The organism is uncultured Cyclobacterium sp. (assembly GCF_963977555.1).
Lineage (GTDB): Bacteria > Bacteroidota > Bacteroidia > Cytophagales > Cyclobacteriaceae > Cyclobacterium.
Map to the genome: position 1 here is coordinate 112,960 of NZ_CAXBPD010000019.1, position 19,235 is coordinate 132,194.

Consider the following 19,235-nt stretch of genomic DNA (forward strand, 5'->3'; position numbering starts at 1 on the left):
TAAACCTACTCAATGACTTCAAAACAGTTTCCAGTCCTCTTTATAATTTTTATGGTTTTTCTACAGTCCTGTGACACCGGGGTTCAAGAGAAAAAACCTTATAATATACTTTTTATTGCCATAGATGACTTAAGACCCGAATTGGGTGTTTATGGAAATGACATCATCAAAACGCCTAACCTTGATGCAATAGGTCAAGCAGGAACAATTTTTGAAAATCACTATGTACAGGTGCCTACCTGTGGTGCTTCACGTTGTAGTATACTCACAGGGATGCTTCCAAGTAGCCGAGAGCATCTAAAAAATTCAGCCATTGAAAAAATGATGGCCGATGTCCCTGAAGGAGAGCGGCCGGAAAGTTTTGTCCATCACTTAAAAAGAAATGGCTATTATACGGTTGGCATTGGCAAAATCAGTCATTCAATTGAAGGACTGGTCTATGGTTACGAAGAAAGTCCCGTAGGAGCAAAATCGGAAATGCCCTACAGCTGGAATGAGATGCTTTTTGATGCGGGAAAGTGGGGGAATGGATGGAATGCTTTTTTTGGTTATGCGGATGGGTCAAACAGGCAAGGTAAAAAAAAGCAGGTGAAACCTTACGAGTCAGCAGATGTTTCGGACGAAGGCTATCCTGATGGCCTTTCTGCTCAATTGGCGATTAAAAAGTTAAGAAAATTGGCCGATAAAGAAGAGCCATTCTTTATGGGCTTGGGCTTATTTAAACCCCATTTACCATTCACGGCGCCAAAAAAATATTGGGATTTGTATGATCGTGAGGATATTCCCTTATCGACTTCCCCTGATATTCCCGAAAACATTGATTTGAGCAGTTTGCAGGAAAGCGGAGAGTTCAATCAATATGCCCTGGGCGAAGAAAAAGCAGGTTTAGATCATCAATTGTCGGATGATTATGCTAGAAAGTTGAAGCATGCATATTATGCCGCAGTAAGTTATAGTGATGCGCTGGTAGGTAAAGTCATGGATGAATTAGAGGTACTTGGGCTTGCTGAGAATACTATTATCGTGGTTTGGGGTGATCATGGCTGGCACTTGGGAGACCAAAGGGTGTGGGGCAAACATACCATTTTTGAAACAGCACTTAGAAATCCTCTGATAATTAAAGTCCCTGGTTTAGCAGCCCGCAGGATTTCTTCCGATATGCCTGTGAGTAGCATAGACCTATACCCTACGTTAATGGAGCTTGCAGAAGTACCTACCAATTTCCCTTTGGATGGACAAAGTTTGGTGCCACTGATAAAAAATGGGAAGGATGAAAACAGGGAGAGGCTTGCTTTTAGTTACTTTAAAAGTGGGATATCTATGCGAACCGAAAAATATAGGATAATGAAATACTTTAGGGAGGAGACACCGACAATAGAGTTGTATGACCACCATAATGATCCTTTAGAAAAAATTAACATAGCCAATGAGCAGCCAGAATTGGTGAAACAATTACTAGTAGAATTAGAAAAAGGAAACACAGGTTTGTATACCAATGAAAAAAATTAATCCTAAACCCAAAATGAAAATCAACAAAAATTCTCTATCCAAATGTCCCCTATTATTGGCCTTTCTTTTAATGGTAGCGGCCTCCTGTACCAATAATCAGGAAAAGGAAAAAACTTTTGAAAAACCAAATATCATCTATATTTTGGCAGATGATCTAGGATATGGAGACCTAAGCTTTTTAGGGCAAACAAAATTCTCCACGCCAAATATTGATAAGCTAGCAGCCCAAGGCATGGTATTTACCCAGCATTATTCAGGGTCTACGGTTTGTGCACCTTCAAGGTCAGCATTGATGACGGGCTTACATACAGGACATACCCAGGTAAGGGGAAACAGAGGATTGAATGGTGGACAGTTTCCTTTAAAAGAGGGTACCCAGACTTTGGCTAGTCTATTGAAAAAAGCGGGCTATACTACTGGCGCTTTTGGAAAATGGGGCTTAGGCTATCCAGGATCAGAAGGAGCACCATTAAATCAAGGTTTCGATGTTTTTTACGGGTTTAATAGTCAGACCATCGCTCATAATTATTACCCAAGAGAGTTGTGGGACAATGATAAAATTGTAACTCTTGAAGGTAATCAGGGTACGGATGAAGGACAATATGCCCCTAATCTTATTCAGGAAAAGCGATTGGCTTTTATTGAGAACAATAGTGATACTAATTTTTTCTTGTTCGCACCTACTATAATTCCGCATGCGGAGCTTTTTGCTCCAGAAGAGTACATGGAGAAGTTTCTTACCAAGACCAATCCAGAACCACCTTACCAGTATGAAAGTAATTTAGGGCCTGAAACACATTATAACGGGACAGACGATCCAGAACATCCAAGGTACAAAATGGGAGGCTATGGGTCCCAACCTTATCCACACGCAGCCTTTGCTGCCATGGTTACCCTTTTGGATGATCATGTAGGTCAGATCGTTTCCAAGTTGGAAGAATTATCGATTTTGGACAATACCATAATTATATTCACTTCAGATAACGGCCCACACCTTGAGGGAGGAGCAGACCCGGATTTTTTCAATAGCAATGGACCCTTTCAAGGTTACAAACGGGATTTATTAGAGGGAGGAATCCATGTGCCTATGATCCTAAGTTGGCCAGCACAAGTTAAAAAAGGAAGCCAATCCGATCACATCAGTGCCTTTTGGGATATTTTACCCACTTTTTCAGAAATCGTAGGGGTGGGTACGGCAGGTGCACTGGATGGGATTTCCTTTCTTCCCACGCTATTGGGCAAAGAAGCGCAACCTACACATTCCCATCTTTATTGGGAGTTTCATGAAAAGGGAGGCAAACAAGCAGTAAGGAAAGGCAAATGGAAAGGAATTAAATTGGACGTTTTTAAGGGAAATGAAACGATTCAACTTTATGATTTGGATCAGGATCCTGGAGAGACAAGGGACTTGGCAGCAGACTTTCCTGAAGTGGTTGAAGAATTAAAAAGCTTGATGCAGCGATCAAGAACTGAAGATGCTGAATGGCCATTTGAAGAGACAATTGAAAAGAATGTTAAAAACAATTAATAGTATTATCGTTTTAATTTGCCTTGGTGGTTTTTTCTTTTCTTGTTCACAGGAAAACAAAACTACTAAAGCAAAAGATTACCAAACCTGGGAACATTATCGTGCCTCAAAGACAGCAGCACAGTTTTCAGGATTGGATCAAATAAACAAAGAGAATGTTCACCTCCTAAAACCCGCATGGACCTTTAATACAGGAGACAGCAAGGAAAGAACACCTATGGAATGCAATCCAATGATCATAGGTGGAATTATGTATGTGAGCTCACCTCAACTTGATCTAATAGCATTGGATGCAGAGAAGGGGACGGAACTTTGGCGTTTTGACCCAGCACTTTACGGTCAGTCAGGAGGAGTAAACCGAGGGTTTTTCCACTACAAAGACGGGAATGATTTGCGTATTTTTATGGCGGTAGGGCAGTACTTGTTTGCGATAGATGGTCATTCTGGAGAACTGGTGGCTGAATTTGGGGAAGCAGGGAAGCTTGATTTACGTAAAAATCTAGGGGTTGATCCCGAATCTCTATCCATCTCTTTAAGTACACCAGGCATTGTTTATCAGGATTTGATTATCCTTGGATCTGCAACAGGGGAGGGCTATGATGCCTCTCCAGGTCATATCCGTGCCTACAATGCCAAAAATGGGAAGTTTAAATGGATATTTCATACCATACCTAAAGAGGGTGAATTTGGACATGATACCTGGCGTTGGAAGGAAGGGGAAAACTATGGTGGAGCCAATAACTGGGGAGGATTAAGTTTGGATGAAGAACAAGGATGGGTTTATGTTTCCACAGGTTCACCTGCCTATGATTTTTATGGTGGTAATAGGATAGGCGAAAACCTTTTTGGCAATGCGATAGTGGCACTTGATGCAGCTTCTGGAGAAAGAAAATGGCATTATCAGGCAGTGACCCATGATATTTGGGATTATGATTTGCCTTGTGCGGCCACTTTGGTGGATATACCTTCAGCAAATGGCATAGTGAAAGCGTTGGTACAACCAACTAAGATGGGAGAACTTATTTTATTGGATAGAATTACAGGTGAGCCCTTAATGGATATGGAAATAAAAACTGCCCCACCTTCCTATGTGCCAGGTGAAGTAGCCCATCCTACCCAAAAATTTAACCAAGGGATTACTGTGGTTAGGCAAGGTTTGGACAGCTTAACGCTAACAAATATCTCTCCCGAAGCTAACGCGTATGCCAAAAACGAGTTTAAAAAATACCGCAATGAAGGATTATACACTCCTCCAAGTTTAGAAGGAACTCTAACCAATCCAGCTACAAGAGGAGGCATGATTTGGGGTGGGGCATCTTATGATCCCGACAACCACATGCTCTATGTCAATGCAAATGAAATTCCCATGATTTTACAGCTACGAAATATCTCTGAAAACCAAGAGGGAAGTGGTTCAATTGGGATGCTAGCTGGGAGGAGCACCTACCTGTCCAATTGCTCCAACTGCCATGGAGCAGACCTAGAAGGGCTTACAGATGCCTTTCCATCATTGAAAAACATTAAAGCCAAGCATTCTCGAGAGTCTTTGGCTGAGATAATTTCTCAGGGAAATGGCTTGATGCCAGCATTTCAAGGCTTCAATAAAGAAAAGTTAAATGCTTTAGTGGATTACCTGCTTGAAATAGAGCCTGTTTCAGATCCTATTCATGATATTAAAGAAGAGGTAGGCGCCACAGATAGGTATGTTCTGCAAGGCTTTAGACTTTTTACAGATGAAGAAGGTTTTCCTGCCAGTATGCCACCCTGGGGGACTTTAAATGCTATAGATTTGAAAAGTAAGACCATTAAATGGAAAGTGCCCTTGGGTGATTACCCAAAATTAAAAGAAAGAGGAATACCCACCACAGGCACTCAAAATTTTGGTGGCTGTGTCGCTACTGCAGGCGGTCTTGTTTTTATGGGGGGGACACCTGATGAAATGTTCAGGGCCTTTGATGCTGGTACTGGAGCGATTTTATGGGAATACAAACTTCCTTTTGGAGGCTATGCGGTACCTGCTGTCTATGAAGTAGACGGAAGGCAGTATGTGGTTATAGCAGCTGGAGGAGCAAATCGATTAGGTACCCCAGCTGGAGATGCTTACGTAGCTTTTGCATTACCTGAAAAGTAAAGTTTATTGGGTATTAGGTGATTCCTCATACACGTAATAATTACCGTGACGAGTGAGAATTGCTCATTTGGAATTTATTGGGGATTTGTGGTATTGAAACTGGCGGAAAAAATTCAATTCAAATAACACTCGTCAACTCTAAAAACTCGAAATCCCCCTCTTCTCCAAAGGAGGGCAGGGGGATTTTTTACGTAAACTATATACCCTTTGAAAATTTCAAACCAAAAACCATAAGCCCGGCGGCTGAGCGGAGTTGAAGCCATAGGGTAACGTGTCCATAAAACCTACTCCTTAGGCTCCGTTCAGGATCCGGTTACTCGGATGAACACTTAATATAAATACCTTACTGAATTAGAACCTAATACCCATTAAAGTCTTGCTTCAAACCTAAGATTGTTTTGTAAAATAAAATGGGCTCGTATACTGAATAATATCAGTACACGAGCCCATCAGATTAACTGGCTTGTAACGAATTTGGGCTAAACTATTCTAAAATAGTGCCTTTCTCGTCAATTGTCACCATTGTTCTTTCCCCATCTTTTTCTAGCCTTACACTAAAAACCAAGGCTCCTTTTTCATTTTTGGAGGCATTAACCCTGGTAACTTCATTTCCCGGGTATTTAGATAGCAATATGGTTTGAAGATTTTCCGGCAATGGGTCTTCATAAGGGGTGGTGTTTGAGAATCTTTTTTCGTCTCCTGCTTCAGCTTTTCTTTCGATGAAAGCATTGATTCCGTTTTCTTGTTTTACCAAATCGAAAGCATCATATAATTCACCTGTAGCCGTATAGGACTCAAAACTTAGCTTATTCCCATCTACTTTTATCACCTGAAATAATTGGGTGTTTTCAGCTTTACGATCCCTTTTTGCACCTAAAGCGTCCCAACCTTCTTCACTCACACCATACATCTTTCCACCACTTACAGATACCACATAAACAGTTCCTGTTTTATCCCTGGCATTCAATCCATCCATGACATTGTCCTCTGGGGAAACACGACCCCTTGCATAGCTGTGGTCATGCCCTTGTAGCGCCAAATCAACTTTGTATTTGTCGAAAATGGGCTTCCATGCTTTTCTCAATTCATCATTGTCCCTACCTGCTGAGGCAGAAAACAAGGGATGATGATAGGTCACAATGGTCCATTTTTTTGTGTTTTCTGAAAGCACTTTTTCCAGCCATGGGATTTGTTCCTTTTGTGCAACATTGCTATTAAGGGAGATAATCCGCGCGTCTTGGTAATCCATATAGTAAACGGTTTCCTCAAGTCCTAGTCCTTTGGGACCATTTTCAGGAAGTGTAAATTGAGGGCGCCATTGTAATGAAAGTCTCCTTTCTGCATCTTCTCCATCTAATTCGGGAATGTTACGATATTCGTGGTTCCCTGGAGTAACCATGGAAGGGACCATACTATGGATAAATCCTCCTGCCGTAAACCATTCATGCCAATCCTGCTCTCTATGAGCCCTATTGATCAGGTCACCTGCATGGATGATGAATTTTGCATCTGGTGCCTTCCTATAACCTTCTCGTATTAACCTGGACCAAAGCTCAAGAACATAATTTTGGGCATCTCCTACATATAGGAAAGAAAAAGGCTTATCGTCTTCTCTGGAAGCGGTAGTGAACTGTATCCATTCGGTCCATGATTCACCATCTCCCACCCGATACCCATACATGGTGTCCGGTTTTAGGTTTTTAAATTGCACGGAATGGTAATGAGCATTGACTTTGGCATCTTCCACCTTCAATCCATCCATTACTTCTGTTTCTGCCTCGATAGTTAATCCATTTCTCCAGAATTTTGGTGCTCCATCAGCTATCGCAATTTCAGCATATCCTGTGGGAATGGTAGTATCTGTTCTCCAGGTAACGTTGGCTTCAGTGGCAGGATCTGCACCGAAATTTAATACAACTCTGTCAGGGTAGTAGCCGGGTTTGCTCCACTCTTCTCTAAAAGTAGGCGCTTTGTAAACCTTGTACTCTTGAGCAATTGAGACATTAATTAGAAGGAACAAAAAGAAAGAAAAAAACACTTGTTTCATTGCGGATGGGTTATTGGTGTAATTCTGTAAATCTAGTGAAATCAAAATAATGTTTCAAGTTCAATAATTATTATATTATTATCAAATGGGTAAAAGAATTAATGGTGATTTTATCTATTTGATTGGGGTTCGTTGTAATTAGTCAAGTAACTGAGATTTACTATTTTGGGGCGATTGATGCGGATCTATTCGATTTAGGCTTCCCTTTCTAATACATTTGAACCAAATCTTATATTTTCCGCTTAACCCCTCTTACTGCTTGTGCTTCCCATGGATTTTCAGGCCAATGGTGTTTGGGATACCTTCGTTTGAGTTCTTTCCTAACCTCGTGATAGGTGTTGTCCCAGAAACTTTTTAAATCTTGTGTCACTTGAACTGGCTTGAAGCCAGGAGACAATAAATGGATGAGCAATGATATTTTATCGTTATTGATCTTAGGTGTTTTGCTCCAGCCAAAAAGTTCCTGAAGTCTTGCTGCCAACACAGGAGGTTCGCCATCCATACCATATTTAATGGATAAAACAGACCTACTTGGAAGGCTTATTTTTTCTGGAGCAAGTCTTTTAAGTTCCTCCTGTTGCTCATAATTAAGACTATTTTTAAGGATAGTAGCAAGAGGCAATCTTTTTAATTCATTGCCAGAACTTATGCCCTTTAAATACGGTGCTAACCATGTTTTTACGGTTTTTAGCAACTGGGTTGTATTAAAATCGGGTAATGTTCCAGGTCCATTCCAGGCACGTAGACTCATAATTCTATGTTGTAGTTGAATGAAACTATCATCAAATGTAAGCCACTTCTTTCCATTTTGAACAAGCATGTCCAAAAGGGTATCTAGGATCAATTGAGAATTCGGATTTTGCAAGCGCTTTTTCTGTAGCACAATTTGCCCTATTTTCAATTCTTCTACTGCTTGGAGTGATCCTTCCTGCTCATCCCAAAATACCCTCTCCGTGGATTTAACCATAAGTCTAAGGTCTGTGGGAGATAATGGTGCTGCCATAAATATCTTACCCATGCCTTTTCTTTCATCCATTTGAGCGATAGCCAGCCAAGGTTCATGCGAAAGGTCATCCATCTTATCCATATTGGCAATTTTACCATTTGCCAATTGATACTGAGCCTGGCTATCAGGTCTGGCTGAAGCAATTCTCTCCGAAAAGGCTTGCGCTATCAACATTCCTGTGGCAAATGGGTCTATAGGCTTATTTTCAACTTTAATATTAAGTATATGTCTGTAAGCTTTCGCAACTTGCTCAATTTTTTTAAAGTTGTATCGACTTGAAGAGGTGGCCCTAAACCTTCTAAGCCCTTCTATTCTCCTATTGATGTCCAGACTTTCTCCTGGAGGCAGCGGATCTTTTTCTTCTAATACTGCTGCAAGATCTGTTGCCAATCCCTCAAGACCCAAACCCTGACTATATACAAGTAAATGTGCAATTCTGGGATGACAGGGGAAATTATGCAAGGCAATGCCATGGCGGGTGATCTTCCCTTCTGCTATCGCTCCCAGGTGCTCCAAAGTGCTTATAGCTTGTGACCAATTGCCTGGGGGTGGTGGAGTAAGCCAATTTAATTTTAAGGGGTCATTAATGCCCCATTTATAAAGCTCTAGCGCCAGAGAGGTAAGATCAGTTTCTAGAATCTCAGGTTTCCTGAAAGGAAGCAATCTTTCCTGACTTCCCAATGACCATAACCTGTAGCAAACCCCTGGGCTTAATCTACCTGCCCTTCCGGCTCTTTGGGTAGCCGTATCCTGGGTGACAGGTATGGTAACAAGCTTGTTCAAACCTGAGTTGGGATTAAACCTACTGGTTCGCATAAATCCGCCATCTATTACGATCTTTATTCCCTCAATGGTGAGGCTGGTTTCAGCTATAGCGGTGGCCAAAACAATTTTCCTCTTTCCTTCAGGGTGGGGGAATAGGGCTGCTTGCTGTTGATTGAAAGCCAACTGGCCATACAGTTTATAAATAGCAAGTTGGGGATACCTTTGCGCTAATATTTGTGCGGTCTTATTTATTTCTCCTTGTCCAGGCAAGAACACGAGCAAATCTCCATCATGCTCTGCTATGGCTTCTTTGATTGTATGGCTGATACTTTCCGGTAAAGCGTATAAATCAGTCCCTTCTCGATAATTGATGGTCACAGGAAAAGCCTTTCCCATACTTTCGACCAAGGGTGCTTTGAGATTGGCGGAAAGGTCTTTGCTATCAAGGGTAGCAGACATTATCAACAATTTCAGGTCTGGCCGTAGCACTTGTTGGATTTCCCTGCTTATGGCCAAACCTAGATCTGCATGGATACTTCGCTCATGGAATTCATCGAATAGGATTAGGCCGACTTCTTCAAGCGCATTGTCTTCTTGCATCATTCTGGTCAAAATTCCCTCAGTAATGACTTCTATCTGAGTTTGTTTTCCCACACAAGTATTGAATCTTACCCGATAGCCAACTCTTTCTCCTACCCTTTCATTTAGAATTTGAGCCATTCGCTTTGCAATACTAATGGCAGCAAGTTTTCTTGGTTCAAGCATTAATATTTTCTTTCCCTGAAGCCATGGTTCATCCATTAAAGTCAATGGTGCAAGCGTACTTTTACCAGCACCTGGCGGAGCATGTAAAAGAAGGATAGGAAATAACTGAAGTTGTTTTTTTAATTGAGGGATTACCTCTAAAATGGGTAGTTGGGGAAAGGCCTTCAAGTGTAATTGTTTTTTTTAAAGGTAAAAAAAACAAGGCGGTCTAGAAAGTTAATTTTAATAGTAGGAAATATGAAACGAAGCCTTTTGCAAAAAATGGGAAGAGTATTAAATGATTATAGAAAATCAAAGACAAAAAAAGAGGTTGTTTCTTATTAAGATACAACCTCTTTTTTTTAATTATTTAATGGATGCCTTTGCGCGTCCATATTCCCATTTTACTTCTAGACCATCTTCTAAAACATTGTAAACAAGATTTTCTGTCAAGCTATTGGTTTGACTAGAACCTACAGATACTCTCAAAGCATCTTGGCTTTCATCGTATTTGGTTCCCCATTGTCCGGTTTGTTTATTGAAAATAAAGGTGCTGGAATTCTCTCCTGGAATAATAAAGAAGCTGTATTTTCCGGCAGATAATTTTTTACCTTCAATTTCAATATCTTTACTGGTTTCAAAAATCGTAGCCTCATTAGCGCCAGCTCTCCAAACCTTCCCCAATGGAACAAGATCACCAAAAATAGTCCTTCCTTTAACGCCAGGACTACTGTAGTTGACAGTAATTTTAGCATCATTAATGGTGCCTTCAGCTGTTTTAGCAGGGCTGGCTTTTTTCTGAGCATTTGACATAAAAGCTACGGATAGCATCAGTAGCGTTGATAGGCCTAACATTTTAATAGTTGATGATTTCATTTTTTGGTTGTGATTTAGGTTATAATAATTGAATAACTAAATGAACGGACAAAATCGAAATTTGTTTTTACACCATTAAATTTTCACCCAAGCTTGTTTTTTGTGGCTTTCGATAATGCGTTCACAAATGAGCAATTCTCTGTGCCCGTCTGCAAAGGTTGGGAAACTTGGGTTTTCTGGTTGTTTGCCTTCTATTACCGCAGCGTATACCTCTTTGAACATTTGCTTTGTAGTATCAGGGAATCCTTCATTGTGTCCTCCTGGGAAGCCTATAAGTTTAGCCGCTTCAGGACTGAATAAAGAAGGATCTTTCATCAGGTGTTGGTTGGCAGTTTCTCTTTTACCAATCCACATTTCATTTGGCTTTTCGCTACACCATTCAAAATTGGCTTTGGATCCTGCTATTTCAATGTTTAGCCTGTTTTTTCTTCCAGCATTGACCTGACTGACAGTTACTGATCCTTTATTGCCATTGTCAAATCTCAACATGACCGTGGCATGGTCTTCGGTATTTATAGGAACCTCGGCATAGTCAGATTCATCAAGGCTTTTACCACTATAGGTTTCTATGGCTTTAAGCGGTTTTAATCGGGTTTTATGGACTGTAGAAAAATCAGCCATTACTTCAGTGATTTTTAAACCTGTTACATATTCTGTCAAGTCCAAAAGATGAGACCCTATGTCAGCAATCGCTCTTGAGTCGCCTGATTTATCAGGTTCCAAACGCCAATTATAATCTGTTTTTAAAAACAACCAATCCTGTAAATAGGAACCCATAATGGAATAAATATCTCCTAATTCACCACTTTCCCTCATGGTTTTCATTTGTCTCACCATAGGATAATACCTTAGGTTAAAATGGACAGCATTGACCAACCCTGTTTTTTTAGCAAGTGCCACTAATTCTTCAGCGTCTTCGATTTTGGTGGCAAGTGGTTTCTCGCATACCACGTGTTTTCCTGCTTCTAAAACAGCTTTGGATTGGCTATAATGCAGGAAATTTGGCGTGCAAATATGTACTACTTTAATCTCCTCATCCTTAAGCATGTCTTCGAAAAGCATGGCCTTTTCTATTCCTAATTGGGCTGCCTTTTCTTTTGCCAGTTCTTCACTAACCTCACAAAGGGTAGCGACTTCAATATTAGGGTTTCTTCTTAGCGCTTCAATATGGGCAGGGCCAATAAATCCTGTGCCTACAACCGCTACTTTGATTTTTTCCATAAGGTTAATATCTTCGGTTTATTTAAAAGGTTAGCCCTAAAGATAGAAGGTACATTTGTATTTTTCAATGGTTCATTGTTTTTACCTGCATTGTTTTTTAAGCTGGAATAGGCAATTGGAGTTACAGTGGTGTGGATAATCATTAGAAAATCAAATGTTTTGGCGGTAGCGATATAGTAGGGCTATGCAAGGTTCAGAATGGCAATTTAAAATTGCTTTTTATTTCACAAAAAATGAGGTGCTGTAGTTTTTGATTGCCTTTAAATTGTCTCAATAGCCATGAATTTTTGCCTTATTGACAATTTTTCTAGGATAAAAACTTTCAATTAAACTTGTGAAATTGTTATGATCGAGTAATTTTGTTACTCCCACAATGTGTGTTATGTGGCGAAGCTGTGAGGGAGTAGAAGCACCCTGTGTTTAAGTGTGGCTATATTTGTTTTTTGCTTCTAGTAATTTGCATTTTGTATTAATTTTTTCTTACGTTCGATTGTTACACCGTATTGTTAGACGCTCTCATTACATCCAAAACCCGTATTAAGTTATTGGTGAAATTTTTTTCGAATTCGAAAAACCGAGGATATTTAAGAGGTTTGGCAGAAGAATTCGGAGAATCAACCAATTCGATAAGAATTGAACTTAACCGCCTTTCTAAAGCTGGGTTGATCAATTGGGAAAATGAAGGAAAAACCAAAAGTTACCAAGCGAATACAATTCATCCACTTTACCAAGAGCTTAGAAGTATCGTAAGCAAATATTTAGGTTTCGATACATTAATTGAGCAAGTTGTTCAAGGATTAGGGAGTGTAGATAAGGCTATCATTCAAGGTGATTATGCGGAAGGTAAAGATACTGGAACCATAGAATTGACCATAATAGGAAGCTCAATAGATTTGGATTACCTCGATTTTTTAATCAATAAAACCGAAGAAAAGATCAATAGAAAATTAAAAGTGAAGGTGCTAGAGAAAGCACCCAGTGAGGGTGTGGAGGGGTTGGTAGTTTACGAACAAGTGCAAAGATGACCGATCCAAATAAAATATACCTTTCTGTTGTAATTCCGGTGTTCCAGTCTGAGGCAGGCTTAACAGAATTAATTGATAGATTGAAGCTTGTTTTGTTTTCAATTAGTTCGGAAGTGGAATTGGTTTTGGTGGATGACGGAAGCAGCGATGGAAGTTGGGATATAATTGCTAAAGCTGCATCAAAAGATTCATTTGTAAAAGGGATTAAATTTAGTCGGAACTTTGGACAGCATCATGCCATTTCGGCAGGCTTAGAGCTGGCTCAAGGGGAATGGACTGTTGTGATGGACGCAGACCTTCAAGACCTTCCCGAAGAAATACCCATGATGTTAACCAAAGCGCAGTTTGGTTATGATGCGGTCTTGGCCAGAAGAACAGGAAGAAAAGAAGGTTTGGTAACGAAGATTTTATGCGTTGTGTATTATAGGGTATTTTATTATATGTCTGGAATCAAGCAGGACCCAAGCATTGGTAATTTTGGTATTTATAATAGAAAGGTGATTGACAGCATCTTAAAGATGAAAGAAAGCAATTGGTATTTTCCGACCATGGTTCACTGGGTGGGTTTTAAACAAAGCACTTTTAATGTAACGCATGGCAGATCGACCAACAAAAAATCTAATTATATTTTCAGTTCTAAATTTCGGTTGGGCTTAAATACACTACTTGCCTTTTCGGACAAACCTTTGCGATTAACTGTTAAATTAGGCCTTTTGGTGGCTTTTATTGGGTTTTTGTTTGCATTGATCACTATGATCCGCTACTTTACAGGAACCATTGAAGTACAGGGTTATACAAGTTTGATTGTATCCCTTTGGATACTCTTTGGTTTTTTATTAACGACCATCGGAATAGTTGGACTATATGTTGGAAAGACTTTTGAAGGAGTTAAGAAACGCCCACGTTATATTGTAGACCAGAAAACTTGATATGATAAAATTCCTACCTTTTGATACTTCTTTATTTGGATACAGAGTAGGCAAACTTCAGCTGGGTAGATGTCTTCCTGATTTGGATAGGGTAAATAGTCAAGCTGAAAATTTTGATTTGATTTATGTAATGGGGAAGCCCGGATTAGTCAAATTAGGAGGATGGTCTCCCATCAGTACCCGGGTTGATTTGGTCAAAAATATAATAAAATCGGATTTAGTAAAAGTTCCTGCTGTTGATGAGGAAGTTGAAATTTCAGAAATGGTTATTTCAGGTAACCTTTCCACCTCGGATAAAAAGGAACTTAGAGAGCTTGTTTTTACTAGCGGGCAATGGTCCAGGTTCAAACAAGATTTGCTATTGAAAAACCAGGAATACGAAAAGTTATACAGTACTTGGTGGGATACGATCAAAACAGAAAAACACAAAGTGGTAGTGGCAAGAATTTCCGGTAAACTGGTAGGGTTTATTACTTTTAAGTTACTTCGGGGAAGAGGACATGTAGCTCTTTTTGCTGTTAAAGGCAGTGAACAAGGAAGAGGAATAGGCAGACAATTGATGCGAGAGGTATTTATTATCCTTAATGCCTGCGGGTTTAATTTGATAAGCCTTTCCACTCAAAAGGCCAACGAGAGAGCGATGGATTTTTATAAAAAAAATGGTTTTCAGCCGATTAAAGAAACTTTGATTGCACATTGGCGACCAGGTTTAGAACCTCAAAAAGTCCACTAAACCTTGCCGGCTAATTTTTATGAGGTAAAGCCATATACTTCTGAGTTGACAGAGGACTGGAAGAGCGTTCTCCTAATGGCGACCAATGCCACATTAATGCATGACAGGGCGTTCTTAGACTATCATCCCAGTGGTAAATTTCAAGATTGTTCGGTAATAGTATACAAAGACAATGCTCCAGTTGCCGTATTTTCTGCCCATAGGAAAGGAAAGTTGGTTTATTCCCACAAGGGCTTAAGTTATGCTGGGTTGATTCATAAGCCTAGCTCTTTTAACCAAAAGCTGAATTGTTACCAATACTTGCTGAAATACTATGATTCATTGGGTATTAATACTTTACAGATAAAAGAAACACCTTCTATATACGATTTTAACCCTAATGAGTCTACCGCTTATATCATGCATTTGGCTCAGGGCGAAATTATACAAATGGAGCTTTCTTTGGCCATTAAATTGCCATTAAGGGTAACCAATAAAGGAAGAAAAGCCAATATAAAACAGGCCAACCTAGCTAAACTAGAAATCATTGAATCCAAAAATCCCAATATATTTTGGGAGGAATTGCTTCTGCCAAATCTTGAAAACAGGTACGGTAAACAACCCACCCATTGTAAAGAGGAGATGGCATTTTTAATGGGGAAATTCCCTCAAAATATAAGACAATTCAATGTTTACAAAGACGATCAAGTTTTAGCTGGCGCAACAGTATACTTAACACCGAATTGTCTACATACTCAATACCTGGCAAGCAATAGGCAGGGGAGAGAGCAGCATGCATTAGATGCCCTAATCCAATACCTCTGTGAAAATTTTGCAGGGAAGAGACAGTTTCTTGATTTCGGTCATTCCAATGAAAACCAGGGATTAAACATAAACAGGTTCCTTTTTAAGTGGAAAGAAAGTTTTGGTGCCAATTCAATTGTTCACAATCATTTTCAGGTCCCGGTCAGTGGTTGGAAAAGGCTGGAGGACGTATATAACTATACCAGTTAGTGGGATTTATGCCTAAAAGATCTTTGGTTTCAGAGAGCAGGTTGAAACAGTTGCAGCAGCAAAATGCCAGGTACATCATCTCCTGTTATCAAAATGAATTTTATTGTGAAAATCATCCCGATGGAAAATGTACCCGTGGCTTCTTTTCCTTATTTCTGCAGGTAGTTTATGGAATAGGCTTTGCTAAACAACATGGAATACCATTTTATGTGGATTTTGGCAATTTAAATTATCCTTACTCTTCAAGAAAAGAGGAGAGTACATTTAAAAACTTTTGGGAGGAATTATTCACTCAACCATCACTTACGAATACAGATATTCAGGTAATAAATAAGCAGTTCGAGGTATATCCTTTGCGTATCTGGAACAGGGATCATTTACGAGAATTAAATGCATTGGTGAGTACGGGGATCAAATTCAATGAAGCTTTGAAAACTAAAATTGAAGAGATCAAAATAAATATGGCTAAATTGAGGACTTTAGGGGTTCACTTTAGAAAAACGGATCATTTTTTAGAAGTTCGACCAGCCAGTAATGAAGTGTTTTTTAGGCAGATAAAAAATAAATTACCAGGATATGACCAATTATTTGTGGCTACAGATGATTGCAATATATTGGAAATATTAAAAAAGAAATTTCCAGAAAAAATTTGGGCACATGACTGTGTCAGGTCTACAGGATCACTTTCCATTCACCACAATGAGGAGCATAAAGACGGGGTGGTATTGGCCAAAGAAGCTTTATTGGATTGCATTACCCTTTCTTATTGTGATGAACTTATTTTGTCTCCTTCAAACCTCTCTTATGCAGCCTTGGTTTTTAATCCTGAAATAAAGTACTCGATTATTGAAAGCAAGGTAGCTACCTGGAAAAGGTTAAAAACCTTATTGGCGTTTCACCTGAACAGGCTAGGAATTAGAAAATGGTAAGGAATGATCGAAATCTATCCTGAAATAAATAAAAGTGAAAATCAATGTCCCAGGTGTGGGACTTTGGGACGGAGCAATGGGAAGTTGTATTTTCAGGGTACGCATTGTTTATCAAACCAAGTTTGTTCTGATTGCAGCTTAGAATTCTACAGCACCCTGCCCATTGGGCACGCTTCACTTTTTCCAGTTGCCTTTAGCCTAGACGGACAATACCATCAATTCAATAGAGAGGAAGGATCCTGGATGGCAGAACCGCTTATCAATTCTTTTCAGAATCCACCTATTAAAGAGGTTCCTATTCAGCTTTTACAACCTTCATCAGGGGGAGACCTACTCCTAATCAATTGCCTGGACAGTTGTTTTGGACATGTTTTTACCAAGATATGGAATGTTTATTTGCTCAAAAAACAGTTCCCAACCAAAACATTGGCCGTGTTGCTTCCTGAACGTTGCAGATGGCTTATCTCTGATAAAGAGGTTGAGATTTGGTCGGTAGCCTTGCCTTTGGAAGAATTAGGAAAAGGCGTTCATGGATTAGATTTATGGGTTAAGCAACAATTTAAGCGGTTTCATTCGGTGGCACTCAGTGTGGTACCAGTGCACATTGATCAAGAGCAACTGGATTTTAGTCAAATTCTTCAGGTGAGCCCTTTTGAGTTAGAAGAATTTGACCGGCTACCATTACAGCTCACATTTATCTGGCGCTCTGATCGGTTTTGGCTAAATAGCAGAGGATTGGATCTGCTTCATAAGGCATCTATTAAATACAATTTTCAGAATTGGGTGGAGGACATTTTGCAGCACAGGCAAGGTAGTTTATTGAGGCGGCTAGTTAAAAGAGTCAGAAAATCCTTCCCGAATGTAGCTTTTTATGTCACCGGAATAGGTAGGGACGGGAAATTACCCCATGGATGCCATGACGAGCGTGTAGAGAAAATGCAGGAGTCCGTAGAACGAAGGTGGAATGAGATTTATCGGGGAAGTCATTTGGTTATAGGAGTACATGGTTCGCATATGATGATTCCGACAGCCCTGGCTGCTGGGTTTATTGAAATACTTCCCAGGCATAAAATAGACCATTTGACAGAGGACATTGCACAATCTTATAACAGTAGGTTAAGTCATTTTTTAGGGAGGTTTGTGGATGAGTTTTCTTCTCCTGACTTAGTGGCTGAACATGTAGTGAGTATGGTAAAGGGCTTTGGAAAGGTTTATCAAAATCTTCAAATTTAATTGGGAAAAAACTTAATTGTTAAAGGTTTAACGTAACCTTTTTGTTATACAATTTTTTACTTTTCATTTACATTAAAAGCGAAATAGAATTAATGATTTTAGACAAATTAAATTTGGAAGTCAGTGTTATTTAATTCATACGAATTCCTTCTTTTTTTTCTAGTTGTATTCCTGTTTTATTGGTTTGTTTTTCAAAAGAAGCTGAAAGCACAAAATGCTTTCATACTGATTACCAGTTATGTATTTTATGGTTGGTGGGATTGGAGATTTTTGGGATTAATATTATTTAGTTCAATAGTAGATTTCATTTGCGGCCTGAAAATTGGTAAGGAACAGAATTCTTTTAAAAGAAAGGTTTTTCTTGGTATTAGTTTGGGTGTAAACCTTGGCTTATTAGGGTTTTTCAAATACTTCAATTTCTTTATAGCGTCCACAGTAGACCTAATAAATGCAATTGGTTTTCAGGCGAGCCCTTACACTTTACAATTGATTCTTCCTGTAGGTATAAGTTTTTATACTTTCCAGACCATGAGCTATACCATTGATATTTACAAAAGACAAATGGCACCCAGCAAGGATCTAGTAGCTTTTCTTGCATTTGTGAGTTTCTTTCCTCAACTCATGGCAGGGCCAATAGAAAGGGCCTCTAATTTATTGCCTCAATTTTTAAAAAGTAGAAATTTTGATTATAGATTAGCCATGGATGGAATGCGACAAATCCTTTGGGGTTTCTTTATGAAAGTGGTGATTGCAGACAATTGTGCTGTGTTTGTTGATCAGGCCTTTAAAAATCCAGAAAGTCAACCTTCCTCGAATTTATTGATAGGAGCTGTTTTTTTCAGTTTTCAGATTTACGGGGATTTTGGTGGGTATTCCAATATTGCTATTGGAAGCGGTAAATTGCTAGGCTTTAAATTAATGCAAAACTTTGCTTTCCCTTATTTTTCCAGGGACATTGCAGAATTTTGGAGACGATGGCATATTTCCTTATCCACATGGTTTAGAGATTATGTTTATATTCCATTGGGAGGGTCAAAAGGATCAAAATACTTAAGCCTCAGGAACATCTTCATCATCTTTCTTGTTTCAGGCTTTTGGCATGGTGCCAATTGGACTTTTATTGCTTGGGGTGGCATTCATGCGCTTTTATTTGTTCCACTATATTTATTGGGTAAGAACCGGTTAAATATAGGCGTGGTAGCCGAAGACAGTATTCTCCCTAGCTTTCGAGAGTTTAGTCAAATGTTGTTAACTTTTACATTGGTTACTATAGCATGGATTTTATTTCGCGCTTCTAGCATATCAGAGGCCTGGAATTTTCTGAGCCATTTATTTACCGTATCCCTGTTCAGTAAACCACAAATGGATATTAGAGTGTATTTATTTATAGCTTTATGCCTGATTTTTCTACTTCTGGAGTGGTTTGGAAGAAGAGAGGAATTTGCCATTCAGCGAATGTTTTTATCTCAACCTTCATGGTTGAGGTATGGCTTGTATTATGGATTGGTGATGGCCGTATTTCTATTTGCTAGAAAGGAACAACAATTTATATATTTTCAGTTTTAG

Annotated in this window: 14 protein-coding genes; 10 read left to right on the top strand and 4 right to left on the bottom strand. The window is 39.4% G+C overall.

Annotation, left to right across the window (positions count from 1 at the left end; all coding sequences use genetic code 11):
* Positions 1-12 precede the first annotated feature (12 nt).
* The 3 genes from AAC073_RS20295 to AAC073_RS20305 are packed head-to-tail and all read left to right on the top strand — an operon-like array spanning position 13 to position 5,168.
* Complete coding sequence (locus AAC073_RS20295; RefSeq protein WP_339925640.1) at positions 13-1,509, top strand: sulfatase; 1,497 nt, start codon at positions 13-15, stop codon at positions 1,507-1,509.
* 13 nt (positions 1,510-1,522) lie between these two features.
* Entirely contained in the window at positions 1,523-3,037 is a 1,515-nt protein-coding gene (locus AAC073_RS20300; RefSeq protein ID WP_339925641.1) for an arylsulfatase, read from the top strand.
* Positions 3,021-5,168, top strand: coding sequence for a pyrroloquinoline quinone-dependent dehydrogenase (locus AAC073_RS20305; protein WP_339925642.1), 2,148 nt, complete (start codon positions 3,021-3,023; stop codon positions 5,166-5,168). Before AAC073_RS20300 ends, AAC073_RS20305 begins: the two co-directional genes overlap by 17 nt.
* A 484-nt stretch (positions 5,169-5,652) precedes the next feature.
* Here the strand turns inward: AAC073_RS20305 and AAC073_RS20310 are convergent, their stop codons facing one another.
* From AAC073_RS20310 to AAC073_RS20325, 4 genes are all read right to left on the bottom strand, one after another.
* Entirely contained in the window at positions 5,653-7,215 is a 1,563-nt protein-coding gene (locus AAC073_RS20310) for a metallophosphoesterase family protein (RefSeq protein ID WP_339925643.1), read from the bottom strand.
* A 229-nt stretch (positions 7,216-7,444) separates the two neighbouring features.
* A complete protein-coding gene (hrpB, locus tag AAC073_RS20315) occupies positions 7,445-9,919 on the bottom strand; it encodes an ATP-dependent helicase HrpB (RefSeq protein ID WP_339925644.1) in 2,475 nt (824 codons plus the stop codon).
* Between the two features lie 177 nt (positions 9,920-10,096).
* Positions 10,097-10,606, bottom strand: a complete 510-nt coding sequence (locus AAC073_RS20320) for a DUF2911 domain-containing protein (protein ID WP_339925645.1) — start codon at positions 10,604-10,606, stop codon at positions 10,097-10,099.
* 75 nt (positions 10,607-10,681) lie between these two features.
* Positions 10,682-11,827 carry a Gfo/Idh/MocA family oxidoreductase gene (locus tag AAC073_RS20325; RefSeq protein WP_339925646.1) on the bottom strand — a complete coding sequence of 382 codons (1,146 nt, stop codon included), beginning with the start codon at positions 11,825-11,827 and terminating at the stop codon, positions 10,682-10,684.
* A 593-nt stretch (positions 11,828-12,420) separates the two neighbouring features.
* Between AAC073_RS20325 and AAC073_RS20330 the strand changes: the two genes are divergently transcribed.
* The 7 genes from AAC073_RS20330 to AAC073_RS20360 all read left to right on the top strand — a co-directional run bounded on the left by AAC073_RS20330 (position 12,421) and on the right by AAC073_RS20360 (position 19,235).
* Complete coding sequence (locus AAC073_RS20330; RefSeq protein WP_339925647.1) at positions 12,421-12,852, top strand: ArsR family transcriptional regulator; 432 nt, start codon at positions 12,421-12,423, stop codon at positions 12,850-12,852.
* Complete coding sequence (locus AAC073_RS20335) at positions 12,849-13,781, top strand: glycosyltransferase (protein ID WP_339925648.1); 933 nt, start codon at positions 12,849-12,851, stop codon at positions 13,779-13,781. Before AAC073_RS20330 ends, AAC073_RS20335 begins: the two co-directional genes overlap by 4 nt.
* Position 13,782: 1 nt before the next feature.
* A complete protein-coding gene (locus tag AAC073_RS20340) occupies positions 13,783-14,514 on the top strand; it encodes a GNAT family N-acetyltransferase (RefSeq protein WP_339925649.1) in 732 nt (243 codons plus the stop codon).
* A gap of 3 nt (positions 14,515-14,517) precedes the next feature.
* On the top strand, positions 14,518-15,507 hold the full coding sequence (locus AAC073_RS20345; protein WP_339925650.1) for a hypothetical protein: 990 nt from the start codon (positions 14,518-14,520) through the stop codon (positions 15,505-15,507).
* An 8-nt stretch (positions 15,508-15,515) separates the two neighbouring features.
* The gene (locus AAC073_RS20350) at positions 15,516-16,436 is read left to right on the top strand and encodes a hypothetical protein (protein WP_339925651.1); all 921 of its coding nucleotides are present in this window, start codon (positions 15,516-15,518) and stop codon (positions 16,434-16,436) included.
* Positions 16,437-16,439: 3 nt separating this feature from the next.
* Entirely contained in the window at positions 16,440-17,669 is a 1,230-nt protein-coding gene (locus AAC073_RS20355) for a hypothetical protein (RefSeq protein ID WP_339925652.1), read from the top strand.
* A gap of 123 nt (positions 17,670-17,792) precedes the next feature.
* Positions 17,793-19,235 (top strand): MBOAT family O-acyltransferase, encoded by a 1,443-nt coding sequence (locus AAC073_RS20360; protein ID WP_339925653.1) that lies wholly within the window; start codon positions 17,793-17,795, stop codon positions 19,233-19,235.

Coding starts and splice junctions, on each gene's coding strand:
- AAC073_RS20335 (WP_339925648.1), top strand. CDS start 12,849: ATGACCGATCCAAATAAAATATACCTTTCTGTTGTAATTCCGGTGTTC.
- AAC073_RS20300 (WP_339925641.1), top strand. CDS start 1,523: ATGAAAATCAACAAAAATTCTCTATCCAAATGTCCCCTATTATTGGCC.
- AAC073_RS20340 (WP_339925649.1), top strand. CDS start 13,783: ATGATAAAATTCCTACCTTTTGATACTTCTTTATTTGGATACAGAGTA.
- AAC073_RS20310 (WP_339925643.1), bottom strand. CDS start 7,215: ATGAAACAAGTGTTTTTTTCTTTCTTTTTGTTCCTTCTAATTAATGTC.
- AAC073_RS20305 (WP_339925642.1), top strand. CDS start 3,021: ATGTTAAAAACAATTAATAGTATTATCGTTTTAATTTGCCTTGGTGGT.
- AAC073_RS20295 (WP_339925640.1), top strand. CDS start 13: ATGACTTCAAAACAGTTTCCAGTCCTCTTTATAATTTTTATGGTTTTT.
- AAC073_RS20325 (WP_339925646.1), bottom strand. CDS start 11,827: ATGGAAAAAATCAAAGTAGCGGTTGTAGGCACAGGATTTATTGGCCCT.
- AAC073_RS20320 (WP_339925645.1), bottom strand. CDS start 10,606: ATGAAATCATCAACTATTAAAATGTTAGGCCTATCAACGCTACTGATG.
- AAC073_RS20355 (WP_339925652.1), top strand. CDS start 16,440: ATGATCGAAATCTATCCTGAAATAAATAAAAGTGAAAATCAATGTCCC.
- AAC073_RS20350 (WP_339925651.1), top strand. CDS start 15,516: ATGCCTAAAAGATCTTTGGTTTCAGAGAGCAGGTTGAAACAGTTGCAG.